The 17,684-nt window shown below is 66.5% G+C and carries 20 protein-coding genes and 1 pseudogene; 7 read left to right on the forward strand and 14 right to left on the reverse strand.

Features of this window, described 5'->3' with window-relative positions:
* The first annotated feature begins 354 nt into the window (after positions 1–354).
* Positions 355–660, forward strand: coding sequence for a hypothetical protein (locus tag IPM80_06230; GenBank protein ID MBK8958023.1), 306 nt, complete (start codon positions 355–357; stop codon positions 658–660).
* A 92-nt stretch (positions 661–752) separates the two neighbouring features.
* Here IPM80_06230 and IPM80_06235 read toward each other — a convergent pair whose 3' ends face one another.
* The gene (locus IPM80_06235) at positions 753–1,664 is read right to left on the reverse strand and encodes a glutathione S-transferase family protein (GenBank protein ID MBK8958024.1); all 912 of its coding nucleotides are present in this window, start codon (positions 1,662–1,664) and stop codon (positions 753–755) included.
* A gap of 202 nt (positions 1,665–1,866) precedes the next feature.
* Between IPM80_06235 and IPM80_06240 the strand changes: the two genes are divergently transcribed.
* Both IPM80_06240 and nhaR read left to right on the forward strand, forming a co-directional pair.
* Entirely contained in the window at positions 1,867–3,615 is a 1,749-nt protein-coding gene (locus IPM80_06240) for a CocE/NonD family hydrolase (protein MBK8958025.1), read from the forward strand.
* Between the two features lie 3 nt (positions 3,616–3,618).
* Positions 3,619–4,518, forward strand: a complete 900-nt coding sequence (gene nhaR, locus IPM80_06245) for a transcriptional activator NhaR (protein MBK8958026.1) — start codon at positions 3,619–3,621, stop codon at positions 4,516–4,518.
* Between the two features lie 55 nt (positions 4,519–4,573).
* On the opposite strand, the gene htpX is transcribed toward nhaR, so the two are convergent.
* Both htpX and IPM80_06255 read right to left on the reverse strand, forming a co-directional pair.
* Positions 4,574–5,476: a protease HtpX gene (gene htpX, locus IPM80_06250; protein MBK8958027.1), complete on the reverse strand. Its 903-nt coding sequence runs from the start codon at positions 5,474–5,476 to the stop codon at positions 4,574–4,576.
* Positions 5,477–5,514: 38 nt separating this feature from the next.
* Positions 5,515–5,904 carry an HPF/RaiA family ribosome-associated protein gene (locus tag IPM80_06255; protein ID MBK8958028.1) on the reverse strand — a complete coding sequence of 130 codons (390 nt, stop codon included), beginning with the start codon at positions 5,902–5,904 and terminating at the stop codon, positions 5,515–5,517.
* A gap of 172 nt (positions 5,905–6,076) precedes the next feature.
* Here IPM80_06255 and IPM80_06260 point away from each other — a divergent pair, with 172 nt between their 5' ends.
* Positions 6,077–7,291: a 5-(carboxyamino)imidazole ribonucleotide synthase gene (locus tag IPM80_06260; protein MBK8958029.1), complete on the forward strand. Its 1,215-nt coding sequence runs from the start codon at positions 6,077–6,079 to the stop codon at positions 7,289–7,291.
* Positions 7,288–7,797 carry a 5-(carboxyamino)imidazole ribonucleotide mutase gene (gene purE / locus IPM80_06265; GenBank protein ID MBK8958030.1) on the forward strand — a complete coding sequence of 170 codons (510 nt, stop codon included), beginning with the start codon at positions 7,288–7,290 and terminating at the stop codon, positions 7,795–7,797. Before IPM80_06260 ends, purE begins: the two co-directional genes overlap by 4 nt.
* A 141-nt stretch (positions 7,798–7,938) precedes the next feature.
* Here purE and IPM80_06270 read toward each other — a convergent pair whose 3' ends face one another.
* On the reverse strand, positions 7,939–8,880 hold the full coding sequence (locus IPM80_06270) for a carbon-nitrogen hydrolase family protein (protein MBK8958031.1): 942 nt from the start codon (positions 8,878–8,880) through the stop codon (positions 7,939–7,941).
* A 154-nt stretch (positions 8,881–9,034) separates the two neighbouring features.
* Here IPM80_06270 and IPM80_06275 point away from each other — a divergent pair, with 154 nt between their 5' ends.
* Complete coding sequence (locus tag IPM80_06275; GenBank protein ID MBK8958032.1) at positions 9,035–9,919, forward strand: polysaccharide deacetylase; 885 nt, start codon at positions 9,035–9,037, stop codon at positions 9,917–9,919.
* An 88-nt stretch (positions 9,920–10,007) separates the two neighbouring features.
* Here IPM80_06275 and IPM80_06280 read toward each other — a convergent pair whose 3' ends face one another.
* The 3 genes from IPM80_06280 to IPM80_06290 form a co-directional block, all read right to left on the reverse strand.
* Entirely contained in the window at positions 10,008–11,018 is a 1,011-nt protein-coding gene (locus IPM80_06280) for a GTP-binding protein (GenBank protein MBK8958033.1), read from the reverse strand.
* Positions 11,015–11,350, reverse strand: a complete 336-nt coding sequence (locus IPM80_06285; protein MBK8958034.1) for a hypothetical protein — start codon at positions 11,348–11,350, stop codon at positions 11,015–11,017. Before IPM80_06285 ends, IPM80_06280 begins: the two co-directional genes overlap by 4 nt.
* 107 nt (positions 11,351–11,457) lie before the next feature.
* Entirely contained in the window at positions 11,458–11,976 is a 519-nt protein-coding gene (locus tag IPM80_06290; protein ID MBK8958035.1) for a hypothetical protein, read from the reverse strand.
* Positions 11,977–12,284: 308 nt separating this feature from the next.
* Between IPM80_06290 and IPM80_06295 the strand changes: the two genes are divergently transcribed.
* Positions 12,285–12,656: a nuclear transport factor 2 family protein gene (locus tag IPM80_06295; GenBank protein ID MBK8958036.1), complete on the forward strand. Its 372-nt coding sequence runs from the start codon at positions 12,285–12,287 to the stop codon at positions 12,654–12,656.
* A gap of 20 nt (positions 12,657–12,676) precedes the next feature.
* On the opposite strand, the gene IPM80_06300 is transcribed toward IPM80_06295, so the two are convergent.
* The 7 genes and pseudogenes from IPM80_06300 to IPM80_06330 form a co-directional block, all read right to left on the reverse strand.
* Positions 12,677–12,931 (reverse strand): OB-fold domain-containing protein, encoded by a 255-nt coding sequence (locus IPM80_06300; protein MBK8958037.1) that lies wholly within the window; start codon positions 12,929–12,931, stop codon positions 12,677–12,679.
* Positions 12,932–13,000: pseudogene (locus IPM80_06305) on the reverse strand (hypothetical protein). It lies immediately after the preceding gene.
* Between the two features lie 102 nt (positions 13,001–13,102).
* Complete coding sequence (locus tag IPM80_06310; protein ID MBK8958038.1) at positions 13,103–14,254, reverse strand: thiolase family protein; 1,152 nt, start codon at positions 14,252–14,254, stop codon at positions 13,103–13,105.
* Between the two features lie 39 nt (positions 14,255–14,293).
* Positions 14,294–15,022, reverse strand: a complete 729-nt coding sequence (locus tag IPM80_06315; GenBank protein ID MBK8958039.1) for a VWA domain-containing protein — start codon at positions 15,020–15,022, stop codon at positions 14,294–14,296.
* A gap of 210 nt (positions 15,023–15,232) precedes the next feature.
* Positions 15,233–15,778: an MxaK protein gene (locus IPM80_06320; GenBank protein ID MBK8958040.1), complete on the reverse strand. Its 546-nt coding sequence runs from the start codon at positions 15,776–15,778 to the stop codon at positions 15,233–15,235.
* Positions 15,769–16,773, reverse strand: a complete 1,005-nt coding sequence (locus IPM80_06325; protein MBK8958041.1) for a VWA domain-containing protein — start codon at positions 16,771–16,773, stop codon at positions 15,769–15,771. Before IPM80_06325 ends, IPM80_06320 begins: the two co-directional genes overlap by 10 nt.
* Positions 16,770–17,684 carry a hypothetical protein gene (locus tag IPM80_06330; protein MBK8958042.1) on the reverse strand — a complete coding sequence of 305 codons (915 nt, stop codon included), beginning with the start codon at positions 17,682–17,684 and terminating at the stop codon, positions 16,770–16,772. Before IPM80_06330 ends, IPM80_06325 begins: the two co-directional genes overlap by 4 nt.

Raw genomic sequence — 17,684 nt, forward strand, 5'->3', positions numbered from 1 at the left:
CCCCTTGCCGCCTGCGCGTTCTCGACGGGGCCGCGCTGGTCTGATACTTTAAAAACCAGCACCTAGATACAATTTCACACAATCGACATTAATTTGTGTGACGCATTCCAGCGCCGCCAGGCCGCGTCCTGGCGTCTAATGCGCCTCCGCTGGAAAGCGGGCCTGGGACTGATGGTCACCTTGAGCCCCGCATCCCGTGGACTGGTCCGCCAAACTCGATAAACAGTGTTAAATCGGCGACCTTTTGTGGCCCATTTAACAGTATCGCCATGAGCGCGAACTATATTTGCTCCACGCACAAGAACACGCCGGCTGCAGCACACAGACCGGCCGCAAGAAACGGAACATCACCCTATGAAAAACAGAAATCTGCTTAGCTACTCACTCGATATGATCGGCCTGGCGATGCTGGTCGGCGCGGGCCTGGCACTGGTCTGCGCACTGTGGTTCGCCGGCGCCACCGTCGAAACGGTCCTGATGGGTGCGTTCCGCACCGCCCTGCAACTGTCCGTCGGTTCCTTCCTGCTCGCTCGTTGCTACGACATCGGCCTGATCCTGAAGCACCAGGACCAAGTCGCCAGCAAGCCGGCCACCGAAACCTACGCGGTGGCCAACGTCGAACAGCTCCCGCAGCGCGACAGCCTGCCGCGCGCCGCCTGAAGTCAAGTGCCAACCCGCTTCGGCCGCGTGATGCGCGGCCGAAGCCGCTCTCCTCTCGAAATCTCTTCCCCGCAATACCTCGACCGCGCTCGTCAGCGTTTGACGATGCGGTAGCCGGCGCGCGGGAAATGCACCGCCACCGCGCCCAGCGCCGCGTCCTGTCTTTCGATGCTGATGGTGTCGGCGGTCACGGCGATGATCCTGCCGGCGCTCTGCTCGGGGCCGTAGTCGTCTGCCGCGATCGCCACCTCGTCGCCGAGCGCGAAGCCGAGATCCGCGGGCACCGCGCTTGACGGCAGCGTGAGCGGCGCGGCGTTCTTCGCCACCGCCAGCGCGGCTTGCGCGCTCATCTCGGTGACCGACGGGTTGGGCATCGCCTCGATGCGCGCGAACCAGGCCGCCAGGGCCGGTTTCGCCATCACCTCGGCGAACAGCTTCGGGTCGTTCTTGAGGAACCATACCGGGTGGTAGCAGGCCGCGTCGGCCAGCGTGAATTGCTCACCGAACAAGTAGGGCTTGTCGCCGAGCTGAGCTTCCAGCCGAGCCAGCGACAGCTGCGCCTGGCTCCAGGCCTGCGGCGCGGCCTTGAACAGGCCGTCCTTGGTCATGGCCGGCGACATCGCGGCGCGGTCGTCGAGAAAGCCGGGCGGCAGGGCGTCGTACAAGGCCACGATGACCGGCGGTACGCATTGAAAGAACAGGCGGTGGTCGGCCCAATCCTCGACCACGCCGATGAGGCCGGCCTGGGCCGCGGGCACCAGCGGTCGATCGGGATGGAGCGCATCCAGGCGCCGCGCGATCAGCGCGGTATCGCAATAGACGTCCGCGCCGACCTGCAGCACGGGTATGCGGCGATAGCCGCCGGTCAGGGCCACGAGATCGGCCTTGGGCATCATGATCGGCTGGTCGACCGAGCACCATGGCAGGCCCTTGAAGGCGAGGATGCGACGGATCTTTTCCGAGAACGGCGACAAGGGATAGTGGTGCAACAAGATGGCGGACATCGTCTGGCCTCGCTTGCGTGAAAAAACTCGGGGACGTCCGGCGCGCCGGCGCCGCGCCGCGATGCCGACGATGATAGGAGCTGACGCGCGCGCCCGGCAACGCGCCGCGCCCTTATCGTCGCCCGAGCTTGCCGGTATATAGTCCGGGCAACACGCTCATGCGGCGCGGGCTCGGCGCCACGGTCATTCAGCAGGGGGAAGCATGGCAAGCGGCAGTCGCGCGCAATATCGCATCAAAGTGGAAAAGGACGTGCCGGCCATCATGCGCGATGGCGCCAGGCTCTACGCCGACATCTACCGCCCCGACGCCGAGGGCCGCTTTCCGGTCATCCTGCTGCGTCTGCCCTACGGCAAGCACATGGCGGCCGATTTCGGCGATCACGAATACTTTCCGGCGCGCGGTTACGTGGTGGTGATCCAGGACGCGCGCGGCCGTTTCACTTCCGAAGGCGAGTACTACCCGCTCATCACCGAAGGCGAGGACGGCTACGACACCGTCGAGTGGGCGGCGCGTCTGCCCTACGCCAACGGCGTGGTCGGCTCGCAGGGCCAGTCCTATCTCGGCGCCTGCCAGTACCAGCTCGCGCCGACGCGGCCGCCGTCCTTGCGCTGCGCCTTTCCGGTGTCGGCGGCGGCCGATTACCACGCGAGCTGGATGTACCAGGGCGGCGCCTTTCAGCTCGGCTGGCAACTGCCTTACGCAATCTTCATGGTGCGCAACACCATGGAGCGGCTCGGCATCAAGGACGAGCTGTGGCCGAAGCTGCGCCCCGATTTGCTGCGCTCGATCAACTTCGGCAATCCGCTCACCACCGAAGCCTACATGCGCCTGCCGCTCATGCAGTGGGCGGATCTCCTGGCCGAGACTTCGCCGTACCTGCGTGACTACTTGAGCCACCCCGACGATGGCCCGTACTGGTGGCCGATCAACATCAAGCGCCAGCATCGCAACATCAACCTGCCGATGTACCACGTCAGTTCCTGGTACGACATCTTCCTCGACGACGCCATCGTTCATTACAACGGCCTGCGCGCCAACGCCATGACGCCGCAAGCGCGCGGTGCGCAGAAGCTGCTGCTCGGACCGTGGGCGCACCTGTTCCCGTTCACCACGCCGACCACCGGCGGCACCGGCGACATCGACTTCGGCCCGGATGCATGGATGGATCTGCACGAGACCCAGATCCGCTGGTTCGACTACTGGTTGAAGGGCATGGACACCGGCATCTACGACGAGCCGCCCATCAAGTACTTCACCATGGGGCGCAACCAGTGGCGCGACGCCAGCCAATGGCCGTTGCCCGAAACCCGCTACACGCCCTGGTATCTGCACAGCGACGGCCACGCCAATACGCGCGGCGGTGACGGCGTGCTGAGCCCGGAAGCGCCCGCGGCCGAGCCCGCCGATCATTATCGTTACGACCCCGCCGACCCGGTGCCGACCACCGGCGGCAACACCTTGATCATCCCGGTCGGCGTGCGCGACCAGCGCGAGCTCGAGATGCGTCCCGACGTGCTGGTCTACACCAGCGCGCCGCTCGAGCGCGAGCTGGAAGTGACCGGACCGATCAAGGTCACGCTGTACGCGGCGTCATCGGCGCGTGATACCGATTTCACCGCCAAGCTGGTCGATGTGCGGCCCGACGGCTATGCGCAGAACATCGTCGACGGCATCCAGCGCGCGCGCTATCGCGACAGCGCCAGCCGCCCGACCTTGCTGGAACCCGGCAAGGTCTACGAGTACACCATCGACCTGTGGGCAAGCAGCCATGTGTTCATGGCCGGTCATTGCCTGCGTATCGAGATCTCGTCGAGCAATTTCCCGCGCTTTGATCGCAACCTCAACACCGGCGGCGAGCAGGCCACCGGCACCACGTTCGAGGTGGCCGAGCAGACCGTGCTGCATGACGCGGCGCATCGCTCGCACGTGCTGTTGCCAGTAATCCCGTAGTCGATGATGCAGCACCCCAACTACAAGCATCTTTATTACTTCTGGGTCATCGCCCACGAAAAGAGCCTGACCCGCGCCGCCGAGCGTCTGCACCTCACACCGCAGACGCTGTCCGGCCAATTGGCGAAACTCGAGGACTATGTCGGTTCGCCGCTGTTCGAACGGCGTGGCCGGCGCCTGTCCCTGAGTGAAACCGGCCACCTGGTGCTCGAATACGCAGACTCGATGTTCAGCGCTGGCCAGGAGCTGGTCGAGATCCTCGATGGTCGACGCCTTGGTCGACTGGGCCGCCTGCGCATCGGCGTCAGCGACGTGGTGCCGAAACTGCTCGCCTATCGCTTCCTGCGCAAGGCGGTGGAAGCCTTCGACGATTACTTCCTGTCGATCTACGAAGGCAAGCACGAAGAGTTGGTGGCGAGTCTCGCCGCCCATCGCCTCGATGTCGTGATCTCCGACCGCGCTTCCGACGAAAGCCAGGCAACCAAGACCTATTCGCACCTGCTCGGCGTGACCGAGGTGAGCTTGTTCGCGCGCAACGACAATGCGCGCAAACTCGTGCGCGGCTTTCCGCGCTCCCTGCAGGGCGCGCCGATGCTGCTGCCTACTGCCAACACGCTGGTGCGTCGCGACCTCGAGCGTTGGTTCGAGAGCGTCGGCATCGCGCCCTTGATTGTCGCCGAGTTCGAGGACTCGGCGTTGCTGAAGGTGTTCGGCGCCGAGGGCCTGGGTTGCTTTCCCGCGCCGCGTGCCATTGCCCTCGACATCGCGCCGCAATACGGCGTGCGCGAAATCGGCACGACCGCGGTCAAGGAAAAGTACTACGCCATCACCGCCGAAAGGCGTATCAAGAATGCCGCCGCGCTGGCGGTGCTGGCGACCGCCAAGAGCGCTCTCGACGTGTAAAAAAGAACGACGCTCGCCGGGAGCAGCGAGCGTCGCAAGGGGGGTGAAGCAGCAATCAGGCGGTGGTGACGCGCGCACCGGCCGTGCTGCTGTTGGAACGCAGCGCGGCGATGCGCTCCTCCAGCGGCGGATGGCTGGCGAACCAGCGCTGCCAGCCGCCGCGCTGACCGCCGGCGATGCCGAGCGCCGCGACCTGGGTCGGTAGTTCACCGCTTTCGCTGCGCAGCCGCTCGAGCGCCGCAATCATGCGCTGGCGGCCGGCAAGGTCGGCGGCGCCCGCATCGGCGCGGAATTCGCGCTGGCGCGAGAAGTACATGACCACCGTCGAGGCCAGGATGCCGAGGCCGAGTTCCAGCACGAAGAACGTCACGTAGTAGCCGATGCCCGGGCCTTCCTCGTTGCGCAACACCACGCGGTCGACGAACCAGCCCACCACCCGCGAGATGAAGATCACGAAGGTGTTGAGCACGCCCTGGATCAGCGCCAGCGTCACCATGTCGCCATTGGCGATGTGCGAGACCTCATGGGCGATGACCGCGTCGGCTTCGTCGCTGGTCATGCGCCGCAAAAGGCCGGTAGACACCGCCACCAGCGCGTCGTCGCGCCGCATGCCGGTGGCGAATGCGTTGACTTCGTCGGCGTCGTAGATGGCGACTTCGGGCATGGCGATGCCGGCGCTGCGCGCGTGGCGCGCCACGCTCTCCACCAGCCACGCTTCAGCGGCGTTCGCCGGGTCGGTGATGACGCGTGCGCCCACCGCCATCTTCGCCGACCACTTCGAGATGGCCAGCGACAAAAAGGCGCCGCCGAAGCCGAACAGCGCGGCAAAGCCGAGCAAGGCGCCGAAGTTCATGCCTTGCGCATCGAGAAAGCGATTGACGCCGAAAAGATGCGCCACCACTGACAGGGTCAGCATCACGGCCAGGTTGGTGGCCAGGAACAACACAATGCGTTTCATGGAAGATCTCCTTTCAGAATTTCCGATGGGACAGGGCCTCAAGATGCCGGCGGGTGCGCGTCTTCGTCGCGTGGCGCGATGCCATTCGCCGGAGCCGCCGCGCGCACCGCGCCGTGGCGGCGCACATTGCGTCGCCGCTCCAGCCGTCGGGCCAGCGCCGCCGCCAGGCGGTCGGCGGCGAAGTCGATGGCGGCGTACAGATCGGGACGCGTGTCCGCCGCGAATACGTCCGGCGCGCCGCCGACGCTGACGCCGATGCGGCAGGTCTTGTCATAGCCGCCGCGCGGGCCGTTCTCGTCGGCCAGACGCGTGACGACGCGCCGCACGTGGCGCTTGAAGGGGGCGATCGCGGCGCCCACGCGCTTGGTGACGTGGGCGCGCAGCGCGTCGGTGACGGCAAAACCATGAGCTTGAATTTCGATGTCCATGACGGCTTCCTGTGATTGACGCAGCACATGCTGCGGGCCACCCAGGCTTCGGACCAGTCGATTAAATCTGCATCCTTGTTCGTCTTTTACTGATTAGCGCCGGGCCTGTGCGCGACTAGCATGTCGGCCCATCAGTGAATGACGGCCGTGCACCGCGGCCCGGGAGAACGCCATGACCAGCGCCTGTCAGGCAGCGCAAGCCGCGGCTCACGCCGAGCCCGAGCAGCATCCGCTACGCGCCCATCACGCACCGCGACTCGGCATCATCGGCGCCGGTCAGCTGGCGCGCATGACCGCCATCGCCGCCGCGCAGCTTGGTTGCGAAGTGGTGGTGCTGGCCGCCCACGAAGACGAACCGGCCTGCGCGCTGGCCACGCGTTGCGTGTTCGGCGACCGCGACGACGCGGCCAAGCTCGCGCAACTCGCCGCGCAGGTCGACGTGGTGACGCTGGAGAACGAATTCGTCGATGCGCGCAGTCTCGCCGCGCTGGAGCGACAGGGCGTGCCCTTGTTTCCAAGCGCGGCATGCGTGCGCGCGGTGCAGGACAAATTCGTGCAGAAGTCGGTGTTGACCGCGCACGGCGTGGCGACACCGGCCTTTCGGGCCGTGGCCAGCGTGGAACACGTCGTCGACGCGGCGGCCGAGCTCGGCTGGCCGCTGGTGTTGAAGGCGCGCCGCAATGGCTACGACGGCAAGGGCAATGCAACGCTGCATGGCGCCGCCGATGTCAGCGCCGCGTGGCACAGGCTCGGTGGCGCGGGTGGCGAGCTGTACGTCGAGCAATGGTGTCCGTTCGTCGCCGAGGTGGCGGTGATCGTGACGCGCGCCCGCGACGGCGCGAGTGTCGTCTATCCCGTCACCGAGACCGTGCAGCGCAATCATGTCTGCCATCGCGTGATGGTGCCCGCCGCGCTGCCCTCGGCGCAGGAAGCCGCGGCGCTGGAACTCGCCGCGCGCGCGGTGGCGGCGGTCGGCGGTGTCGGCAGCTTCGGGGTCGAACTGTTCGTGATGGCGGACGGCCGCCTGCTGTTGAACGAACTTGCACCGCGCGTGCACAACTCAGGTCACTACACCATCGAGGCCTGCGCCTGCTCGCAGTTCGAAAACCATGTGCGTGCGGTGTTCGGCTGGCCTTTGGGCTCCACCGCGTTACGCGCGTCGGCGGCGGTGATGGTCAACCTGCTCGGCACGCATGCCGGTGCCGGGCGGCCGTTGGGGCTTGCCGACGCTTTGGCGGTACCCGATATTCACATCCACCTCTACGGCAAGACGCGCGTCGCCGCCGGCCGCAAGATGGGGCATATCACCGCGCTGGGGGAAACGCAGGACGGCGCCCGCGCGCGAGCCGAGCGCGGCGCCGCGCTGTTGGGTTTTGCCGAGGAATGACACGCATGAAAGCCGCTACCCCCACCGTTGCAGTGATCATGGGCAGCGATTCCGACTGGCCAACCATGGAGGCGGCGGTGGTGGCCTGCGCCGAGTTCGGTCTCGAGTGCCAGGTCGAGGTCTTATCCGCCCACCGCTTGCCGCTGGACATGGTGCGCTTCGCGCGCAACGCCCACCGCCGCGGTCTGCGCGTGATCATCGCCGGCGCCGGCGGCGCCGCGCATCTGCCCGGCATGGTCGCGAGCCTCACGCCATTGCCGGTGATCGGCGTGCCGGTCGAAAGCCGCGCGCTGAAGGGTATGGATTCGCTGTTGTCTATCGTGCAGATGCCGCCCGGCGTACCGGTGGCGACGGTCGCCATCGGCGGCGGGCGCAACGCGGGTTTGCTGGCGGTGCAGATCCTCGCCTCGGGCGACGCGCGCCTGCAGGCCAGGATCCTCGAGTTCAAACAGCGCCTGGCGGGCGAGGTGCGTCAGCGCGCGAAGCGCTTGAAGAAAAACCTGTAGGTGCGAATTAATTCGCGCCTTCGCGGCGGATGTCAGACTGAAGTCCGACCCACAAGGTCAGCACTCCATGGTGGGTCAGACTGAAGTCCGACCCACAGGGACAGCGCCTTTTGTGGGTCAGGCTTCAGCCTGACACCGATCTCAGCCGCCGATGCGCCTCACCTTGGCGGCACGCTTGGCCGCGGCGGCCTTGCGCGCCGCCTGTGCATCGAGGTGCGACGGCCAGGCGCGATAGACGTCGGCGCGGCGGCGGCGATCGCGATAGGTCGGCGCGACGCCCGTTTCACGGTTGTCGTGCAGCTTGTCGAGGTCCACCGAGCCGCGCAGCACCATCTGCACGTTGGCGCGCGCTTCGGCTATCACGCCATTGGGCGCGCTCCACGGCTTGTCGCAGGGGCCGACGATGGAACTGCGCGTCCAGCCGCCGGGCAGCGGGCCCTTGGGCAGCTTGCCGCCGGTCGCGCAGTGCACGAAATACACCTGGTTCTCGATGGCGCGCGCTTGCGCGCAGTGGCGCACGCGCCAGAAGCCGTACTCGGTGAAGGTGTAGGACGGACACAGGATGATCTCGGCGCCCTGCTCGGTGAGGCTGGCCGCGCATTCCGGGATCTCGGACTCGTAGCAGACGTTGAAGCCGACCCGCGCGAAGGGCAGGTCGAAGGCTTCCATGCGGTCGCCCTCACGGGTGAACCACGCCGACTCCGCCGGGAAGATATGGGTCTTGTCGTGGGTGTGGATGAGGCCGTTGGGGCCGTACACGTAGGCGACGTTGAAGTAGCCGCCCTTCTTCTTCTCGAGATGCGAGCCGGCCACGATCACCTGCTTGCGGCGCCGGGCCTCGGCTTCGAAGAAATCGCGATAGGCATTGGTGTAGGTGTCGACCTTGACCAGCTCGCTCACCGGACGATTGCGCCAGCCGTCGAAAGTGGTGAACAGCGCGAGGGTGAACAGCTCCGGGAACAGCACCAAGTCGGCGCCCTTGGCCTGGTCCAAGAGCTTCACGCTCTGGGCGGCGAAGGCGTCGAAATCCTTGACCGGCTTGATGACGAACTGACAGGCGGCGATCGAAACCTTTCTGGCCATGGCGTGAACCTCGCTGAAGTGAATTCAATACGTTGTCGAGAGCCGCGGTCAGGCGCCGGCTTCTTGCATACTACTGTAGCGGATTGTTAGTGTGGAATGGCCCGCGGCGCGGGCCACGCGACATCGATCAGCACTGGCCACAAGGAGAATTCGAATGGCGGACAAAGATATCCAGGTCTGTTTCAACGTGCATTTTGATTCGGTGTCCCTGTGGCTCGGATCCTTCGGCGGCGAGGATTCCCCGTGCGACATCTCGCGCGGCGTGCACGCCGGCAAGGTCGGCACCCCGCGCCTGCTCGACCTGTTCGACAAGTACGGCATCGTCACCACCTGGAACATCACCGGCCATTCCATCGAGAGCTTCCCGCGCGAATCGAAGATGGTGGCCGAGGCCGGCCACGAACTCGGCCTGCACGGCTACGCCCACGAGAACCCGCTGGCGATGTCGAAGGAGCAGGAAGCGGCGGTGCTCAACAAGACCTACGACCTGGTGGTCGAGCTGTGCGGCAAGGCGCCCAAGGGCTACAGCGCGCCGTGGTGGGAGTTGAGCCCCAACACCATCGACCTGTTGCTGGCCAAGGGCATCGAGTACGACCACAGCCTGATGGAGAACGACCACTCGCCCTATTACTTAAGGCGCAACGACAAGTGGAGCAAGATCGATTACTCCAAGCCCGCCGACAGCTGGATGAAACCCTGGGTGCCGGGGCCGCTCACCAGCCTGCTCGAGATCCCCTGCAGCTGGTATCTCGACGACGCGCCGCCCGTCATGTTCGTCAAGAAATTCCCCAACAGCCACGGCTGGGTGCCGCCGCGCGACCTCGGCCAGATGTGGACCGACCAGTTCGACTGGGTCTATCGCAACATGGACTACGGCATCTACAACGCCTGCCTGCACCCCGATGCTTCGGGCCACCCGCAGATGCTGATGATGGTCGAACGCCTGATCGATCACATGCGTCACCACGACGGTGTGCGCTTCATGACCTTGGGCGACATCAACACCGAGTACCGCGCCAAGCACCCGGCGCCGAAATAGGCTCTGCCCCGTAGGTCCGAGTTCATTCGGACATTCGAGGGCTACGAGAGCATCTCGCCTCGCCTTCAATGTCCGAATGGATTCGGACCTACAGGGAATTGAAGACCTTCAAGGACTCCTCGATCACGTCACGCTCGAGATCCTTGACGATGAACACGATGCGCGAGCGACGCCCGGCGTCGGGCCAGCGCGCGAGATGCACCGGCGGATGCACGAGGTGCTGCACGCCGTTGACGACGACCGGCGTATCCGCCCCCACCACGTTCAGCAAGCCCTTCACGCGCAACACCCGGTCACCGTGACGGTGCAGCAACAGGGTCAGCCACACGCCGAAGGCCGACCAGTCCAACGCTTCGTCGACTTCGACGCTGAACGCATGGATGCCGTCGGCATGCGCGCTGGCGTGGGTCGCGTGCCCGTGTGGGTGCTCGCTCTCGAACCAGCGCGCGACTTCCTGTTCGCGGTGCGCGGGCGTGTAGACGTCGGCGCGCAGCAGCGCGGCGGCGTCGAAATCGGCGTCGTTGGCCGACAGCAGCTCCGCGCTGCGATTCAATTGCGCCAGGCGCGCGCGCAGCGCGCTGAGGGCGGCCTCGCCCGCGATGTCAGTCTTGGTCAGCACCAGGCGGTCGGCCAGCGCTGCCTGCTTGACCGATTCGGGATGGGCGTCCAGCGTCGCACCGCCTTCGGCGCAGTCGACCGTGGTCACCACCACGCTCGGCCGAAAGCGATGACGCAGCGACACGTCGCTCATGAAGGTCGCGATGACGGGCGTCGGATCGGCGAGCCCGGTGGTTTCGATGACGAGGCGTGAATAGGCCGGCACCTCGCCGCGCAGGCGCTTGTCCTCGAGCTCCAGCACCGCGCTCTTCAAGTCATCGCGGATGGTGCAGCACACGCAGCCGCTCGCCAGCAGCACGGTGTTGCCGTCCACGACTTCCAGCAGGTGATGATCGAGTCCGACCTCGCCGAACTCGTTGACCAGCACCGCGCAGTCGCCGAGCGCGGGATCCTTGAGGGCGCGGTTCAACAAGGTGGTCTTGCCGCTGCCGAGAAAGCCTGTCACCACCACCACCGGGCAGCGATCGGCATAGCCGCTCATGAATCGGACGCCGCCGCGCGCAGCGCGCTCAGCAGCTCGGCATCGAGCGGATCGAGGGGCCGCCCCGCAATGTTCTCCACCACCTGCCAGACCTGCGGCAGGTGGGCGACCATCTCGGTGCGACCCCGCAGGCTGGACACCAGCAGCTCGCCGCCCATCCAGTCGGCGACGCGGCAGCCATGCAATGCAAGCACCTTGTTGACGATGGCCAGGCGGCGTTGGCGTGCGAGACGCCATTCGTAGCCACCACTCTCGGCGTCGCGGTCGCCCGCATCGCTGGCGGTTTCAGTCCAATGGGGAACGCCGGAAATCACCGCGCAGAAGCCGCACACGGCTCAGCGCCTCACGACCAGCGGTGAAAATGCTTGCAGGCCTCCCACGGAACCGATGACCTTCGACGTACCTGGATGGACGTCGAGCATAAGTCATCGCGCGCGCCTCACACCATCGCACGTTTGCGCAGGCACAAAAGTGCCACCGCCGACGTCAGCATCAGCCATGAGCCAGGCAACGGCATGGCCGCCGCGCTCGGATTGAGGGGAATGTCGATGACATGGCTGGCGAAGCTCGAATTGCTCCAGCCGCTGCCGTCAAAAGCCAGCGTGCCGAAACCGCGCACCACCGTGCCGGCCTTGTCGAAGAACACTTCGGCCCACTCCAGGCGGAACGGCGCGCTCTTGTAGTTCATCCGCAAATCGAAACGGCCGGCGCCGGCCGCCACGGTCGGGCCGCGCAGGACGAGCTGCGAGGGCGCGTCAAGCTGCGCCTGCCAGGCCTGCATGTTGGTGCCGAGAGCAAAGCCCTCGAAGTGCATGCTGGGAAAATCCGTCGACCACAGGTAAATGCCATTGGTCTGGAAGTCGTTCTGGAAGGTCTGGTTGAGGATCGCCGCGCGCGCGCCGCTCATGCAGAGCAACAGTGAAACGGACAGCACGGCGGGGATGATACGCATGGACATGGGTATGCTGGCCAAGGATGAATACAAGTCAGGAGCAGCAAAGTCGATGCCAGCGCGCGCCGGTCGAGCCGCGAGCGTGCGCACGGTGGGCAGCACTTCACAGCGTCCGAAAGCGTCGCGGAACTGCTTCGCAGGACGCGTGAACGCGCCTCAAGTTCGAGCACAAGGTTTTGTGATGCGGGTCCGTCGCGCGGCATGCGGTGCGGCACAATCTGACGCAGGCCGTCACCCCGTCGTCATGCCCACCGTGGGTTATGCTTGGCGCCCACATCACGACCAGCGGGGGAGCAATGGATACGGCAGGGATCTTGGCACTCGAAACGCGGCGCTACGCGGCCATGACCAGCAACTCGCTGGACGCGCTCGCGGACCTCTTCCACGACGACATGATCTACACCCATTCCTCCGGCGTGGTCGACACCAAGGCCAGCTACCTCGAAGCCCTGCGCAGCGGCCGCACGCGTTACCTCGAAGTCGAGCAGATCGAGCAGACCGTCAAGCTGCTGGGCGAGGTGGCGCTGGTGATCGGCGCTTCGCATATCGAGGTGGACGTGACGGTGAACGGCGAGAAAGTACGCAAGTCCCTGGACCTGCGTTCGCTGGCGGCCTGGACCGCGACGCTAAGCGGCTGGAAATTCCTGGCCTGGCAGTCGTGCAGCGTGAAGTTCGTGAAGTTCTAGCGGCCGCGCTTGGCCGTTGATCACGGCGCGGCGACGAACGCCGGCAAGGTCAGGCCCTCTTCCACATCCTCGAATACCACGCGCACCGGCAAATCGAGCGCGAGGCTATCCACCGCGCCGCGCCACGGCGCATGCATGCGCACACCGTCTTCGAGTTCGACAGTCACAAGCGCGTAGGGCGCCTGGCGCTTGAAGGCGAGATGGAAGGGATGATGGGCGACGGTCCAACTCACCACCGTGCCGAGTCCCGCGCTCTCGAACCAGGTGCTGCGCATGCTCCAGCAGGCGTCGCACATCGGGCGCGGGTAATGCCGCAGCCGGCCACAGTCAGCGCACTGCTGGAATGCACAGGCGGTGCGCGGACAGGGCGTCCCAGTAGCCCTGCGATTCCTCGGTGGGCGTCGGGCGTGGGCGCGCGGGCAGTCCGTCCATGCTGGTGTCCATGCTCATGCGCGGGCCATGATGGCGATGCTGCCATCGCCCATGTCGCCGTAGCCGGTCACGAGGCCGACCTTGGCGTCCTTGATCTGCGCCGCGCCCGCCTCGCCGCGCAGCTGGCGCACCAGTTCGACGATGTGATTGAGTCCGCCGATGTGCGCCTGCGAGAGCAGGCCGCCGTGGGTGTTGTTGGGCAGTCGGCCATCGAGCCGCAGGGCGCCGCTCGCCACGAAGGGCCCGCCTTCGCCGCGCGCGCAGAAGCCCAGCGCCTCGAGCTGGCGGATGACGACGTAGGTGAAGCAGTCGTAGATCTCGGCCACGTCGATATCGTCGTGCGTGACGCCCGCCATCGCGAATGCGCGCGGCGCGGCCTTGTCGAGGCCGATGTGCACGAGATCGGCGCGCTGCGTGATGGCGGTCGGTGAATCGGGATGGCCTTCGGCGATGCCCAGCACCGCGATGGGCGGCTGGCGCAGATCGCGCGCGCAATCGGCGCGCGACACCACCACCGCCGCGCCGCCGTCGCTTTCCAGGCTGCAATCGAACAGGCGAAACGGATCGGCAATCATGCGCGACGCCTGGTGATCGTCGAGCGTCATGGGCTTGGTCATCATGGCGCGGCCATTCAGGATGGCGTGCTGGCGGGTGGTCACCGCGACCTCGGCGAAATGCAGCGAAGTGGTGCCATACAGTTCCATGTGCCGGCGTGCCATCGGCGCGTAGAGCTGCGCGGGCGCGAACGCGCCGACCGGCAATTCGAACTCACCGACCGCGCGAAACTGCGGCGCTTCTTCCATCAGCGATGAAATGCGCCCGCCCGACGAGCCGTTGCGCGCGAGCGGAATCAACACGTGGCGACAGATGCCGCTGGACACCGCCGCCAGCGCGCACTGCACGGCGGCGATGGGGCTCGCGCCGCCCATCGGCGTGTGCGCCGAGAAACGCAGGTCCTCGATGCCGAAATTGTTGATGTAGTCCTCGGCGATGGTGCCGAGCCCGGCGTAGGGGATCACGCCGTCGATGTCCTTAGGGCTAAGGCCAGCATCGGTGATGGCTGCCAGCGAGGCTTCGAGATGCAAGGCCAGCACGCTCTTGCCGGAGACTTTCGAGTAGCGCGTTTCTCCGACGCCACTGATGACGCCGCTGCGATGAAGGCTCATGAAGGTTCGGGCTCGCCGCGTGGATAAGCTTGCGTCACGCTAACGGCGGGATCCGGAAAACTCAAGCCGCCCGCGCTGCCCGTCACCGACGCGCAGCACCGCCAGGCACAGCGCCACGAGCGCACCGAGCGCGAACAGCCAGCGGATATCGGTGGCCTGTACGCGGCCGATGCCCATGGTCGTGCCGGTCAGGGCGCGTGCCAGCGCCGCGCTCGATTCGAGCCTCGTGTAATCGAGGCCGGTCTGGCGGGCGAGCTCGCGCAGGTAGTCCTCCTTCAATGACGACAGGTGCTCGGTGCCGCCGGCGCCGGTGTCGCGCCCCTCGCGTTGATTCTGCCCGGCGCGAAAGCTGTCCATCTGCATGACGTCCTCGGCTTGCCAGTAGCCATGCTGTTTGCCTTCGGCGTCGAGCTTGGGGATGGGCACCGGCTGCAGGCCGCCGACCCCCACCACGAGGCCCTTCACGGCGCCGAGCTTGCCGGTGAATTCGGGCTTCACATCGGGATTGAGCGGTGGCGCCTCGTGGCCGTCGGTCAAAAAAACCAGGCGCGTGGTGTCCTTGAAGCCGGCCAGCAGCGCGAGGCTGCGGAACACGCCCTTGGCGATTTCACTGCGCTCCTCCCAGGTCATGCGCCAGTCGATGCGCGCCAGCATGTTCGACAGCTCGGAGAAGTTCGCGCACAGCTCGATGGGCGTGATCATGAGAAAGGTGCGATGACCGGTGAACAGGGCGAGGCCCACCTCGCTGCCGCAAGGCAGCCGCTGCAAGGCTTCCAGCGCGCGCTGCTTGGCGAATTCGAGTCGTGCGCGGCGCCTCGGCCGCGCCGACGTCGGCCACGTTCATGCTCTGGCTGATGTCGAACACCAGCACGTAGCGGTAGACCGGACGCTCGAGATTGACGCGCGGCGCGCCAAAGCTGGCCGCCAGCAACAGCACGGCGAGCAGCAACAGCAGGACTTGCGGCCGCCGCCAGGCGTTCACGGCAGCGCGCCTTCGGGGTCGACCGAATTGATGGTGCGCACCGGGCTGCGCCGTCCTTCGACGTTCATGACTTTCTGTTCGCCGACGTCGGGCAGCAGCTGCAAGGCGCGTTCGAGGTTGTAGCGGCCTTCCCAGTGCCCGGCATCGACGCGCAGCAGTTCGCGGTAGCTGTTCTTGGCCAGTTCCACCAGCGGCAGGGCGCGATCGGCTTCCTTGGCGAGGTCGATGCCGGCCACCTGTTCGAGATAGGTGTTGCCCATGTTGTACAGCACGGCGCCGCGCAAGCGTGGGTCGGCGCTGTGTTCGAGGCCGGCGTAGGCGACGCGCGCGTCCTGGTACTTGCCGGCCTGCTGCAGTGCATAGGCGGCCGCGAAACGGCCGGCGTCGCCCGCGTATTTCGCCGCCTGCGCATAATCGCCGGCGGTCAGCGCCTGGTTGTAATGGCGCGCCTGCCAGGCGCGTGTCGTTTCGCGCGCCAGGCCCGCGCCGCTCAGCACGGCGATGACCAGCAGCAGTGCGCAGAAGGGGCGTTTCAATGCCATCGTTGCACCTCGGCCAGCTTGGCGGCCAGCAGCGCCAGCACCAGCGCCAGCGCCACGCCGAAACAGCGCGCCGACAGGTCCCGCCGCGGCACCACGTCCTGGTAACGGATCGGCAGGTTCTGCAGCTTGTCGACCTCGGCGATTGCTTCACGCAGGGCGTTGGGGTTCTCCGCCGAGTAGGCGCGATAGGGCACGCCGGTATCGGCGAAGAACTTGTGCACGAGCTGTTCCGGCGCAATCTGGCTGGCGGTGTCGGCGCTGAGCTCGGTGTCGAGGCCGGGGCTGAACTGCGCGCGCAGGTAAAACCAGTACAAGGACACGCGGTACTTGCGCAACAGGTTGCGGATCTCGTCCTGCACCGGCACGGTCAGGCTGGCGGCGCCATCCGACACCAGCATCACCACCCGCGAGCCGGTGAAGGGCTGGTCCTTGAAGTATTCGAGCGAACGGATGAGCCCGGTGCCGAGATCGGTCGAGGCGAGACCGCGCTCGATGCCGCCGGCGGCGATCGCGGCCTGGATGGCATCCTGTTTGGCGGTGAGCGACAGCACCGGGATGGGATTTCCGCTGAACACGAACAGCGCGAACATGTCCTGCGGCCGCTTGGCGACGTAGTCGGCGAGCATGCGCCGCGCCACCTGCCCCTTGGACAGATAGGTGCCCCACACCGCGCCGCGCGAGGTGTTGGCGGTGCCGGTCGCGTAGGCGGTGTCCATGCTGCCGCTGCTGTCGAGCAGCATCACGGTCTGCGCACCCTGGCCGATACGCTCGACGGTCTCGGCCGCGCGAAACAGGCCAGCGATGCCGAGCACCATCGCCACCACCGCGCCCATCGCGGCCACCCGCAACAGGATGTCGACGACATCGGACAGGCGGTCGCGCGGCAGCATCGCCAGTGATGAATAGGCCAGCACCTGCTGGCCATGACGCAGCAGCGGCAACACGGCCAGCGGCAGCAGGGCCAGGGCCCACGGCGTGGCGAGACCGTAGTTCATTCGAGGCCGCGTTCCGCGTCGCGGCAACGCTGGATGAAGGCCGTCAGTTCGCGCGCCGAGTAGCGCGGCGTCTCGATCTCGGCGGCGTGAAAGAAATGGCTGCGTGAGCGTGCGAAGAACTCGACGAGCGCGCCATGCAGGCTCGCGTAGGGCGGATGCGCGGCAACGAAGGCGTCGAGCGCATCGGCGAACACGGTGTGCCCGGCGGTGGCATTGAAGGCGTGATGCACGGCGCGCAGCGCCGCGCTGTAATCCTCGTCACGCCAGCCGCGCGCCTGCGCGGCGCGCACTTGCCGGTGGGCCGCCGCGAAGGGCCGCGCGCGGCGCCAGGCGGGCAGACGCCCGTGGATAAACACCAGGCCCAGCACCGACAGCCCCATTGCCAGCGCGCACATCCACAGCGGCGTGGCGTCGAAGTGCAACCGCCGCGGCGCCGCATCGGCCGCGAGCGTGGCATCGTCGCTTGCGCGTAGCGGCGTCACCGTGATGCGCGTGGCCGGAACCAAGGCCTTGAGGGATTCCTTGCCGTTCGAATACACGAGCTCGTGATGGGGCACGGCAATCGATGCCGCCTCGACGCCGACATTCACCACCTGGTAGTCGAAGCGCATGGCGTAGTCGGTCGCGCCATCGCGCGCCGTGGTCTCGATACGCGGCGCGTCCAGCGCCAGGAATTCGCTGAAGCGGCCCGCCGCCGGCAGGGCTTTCATGTCGAGCGCATAGGGCGCGCGCAGCGTGAGCGTCACTTCGCGGCTGAAGCGATCACCGATGTGGTAGCCGAAAGCACGTGGCTGGGTGATGTCCAGCCGTTCGATGACGCGCTCATCGGCGGCATGGCTCGCGAGCGGCGCGCACGACAGCCACGCGATCAAAACGAGCCCGGCATGGGCCGTGCGGCGCCGGGCAGGCAC

The organism is Pseudomonadota bacterium (assembly GCA_016719885.1).
Taxonomy (GTDB): domain Bacteria; phylum Pseudomonadota; class Gammaproteobacteria.

What these genes read in the sequence shown, in the direction of transcription:
- IPM80_06325 (MBK8958041.1), bottom strand. Translation starts at nt 16,773, where the DNA reads ATGAACTACGGTCTCGCCACGCCGTGGGCCCTGGCCCTGCTGCCGCTG.
- IPM80_06275 (MBK8958032.1), top strand. Translation starts at nt 9,035, where the DNA reads ATGGCGGACAAAGATATCCAGGTCTGTTTCAACGTGCATTTTGATTCG.
- IPM80_06235 (MBK8958024.1), bottom strand. Translation starts at nt 1,664, where the DNA reads ATGTCCGCCATCTTGTTGCACCACTATCCCTTGTCGCCGTTCTCGGAA.
- IPM80_06320 (MBK8958040.1), bottom strand. Translation starts at nt 15,778, where the DNA reads ATGGCATTGAAACGCCCCTTCTGCGCACTGCTGCTGGTCATCGCCGTG.
- purE (MBK8958030.1), top strand. Translation starts at nt 7,288, where the DNA reads ATGACACGCATGAAAGCCGCTACCCCCACCGTTGCAGTGATCATGGGC.
- htpX (MBK8958027.1), bottom strand. Translation starts at nt 5,476, where the DNA reads ATGAAACGCATTGTGTTGTTCCTGGCCACCAACCTGGCCGTGATGCTG.
- IPM80_06310 (MBK8958038.1), bottom strand. Translation starts at nt 14,254, where the DNA reads ATGAGCCTTCATCGCAGCGGCGTCATCAGTGGCGTCGGAGAAACGCGC.
- IPM80_06260 (MBK8958029.1), top strand. Translation starts at nt 6,077, where the DNA reads ATGACCAGCGCCTGTCAGGCAGCGCAAGCCGCGGCTCACGCCGAGCCC.
- IPM80_06270 (MBK8958031.1), bottom strand. Translation starts at nt 8,880, where the DNA reads ATGGCCAGAAAGGTTTCGATCGCCGCCTGTCAGTTCGTCATCAAGCCG.
- nhaR (MBK8958026.1), top strand. Translation starts at nt 3,619, where the DNA reads ATGATGCAGCACCCCAACTACAAGCATCTTTATTACTTCTGGGTCATC.
- IPM80_06280 (MBK8958033.1), bottom strand. Translation starts at nt 11,018, where the DNA reads ATGAGCGGCTATGCCGATCGCTGCCCGGTGGTGGTGGTGACAGGCTTT.
- IPM80_06300 (MBK8958037.1), bottom strand. Translation starts at nt 12,931, where the DNA reads ATGCGCAGCACCTGGTTCGAGAGCGCGGGACTCGGCACGGTGGTGAGT.
- IPM80_06230 (MBK8958023.1), top strand. Translation starts at nt 355, where the DNA reads ATGAAAAACAGAAATCTGCTTAGCTACTCACTCGATATGATCGGCCTG.
- IPM80_06290 (MBK8958035.1), bottom strand. Translation starts at nt 11,976, where the DNA reads ATGTCCATGCGTATCATCCCCGCCGTGCTGTCCGTTTCACTGTTGCTC.
- IPM80_06255 (MBK8958028.1), bottom strand. Translation starts at nt 5,904, where the DNA reads ATGGACATCGAAATTCAAGCTCATGGTTTTGCCGTCACCGACGCGCTG.
- IPM80_06240 (MBK8958025.1), top strand. Translation starts at nt 1,867, where the DNA reads ATGGCAAGCGGCAGTCGCGCGCAATATCGCATCAAAGTGGAAAAGGAC.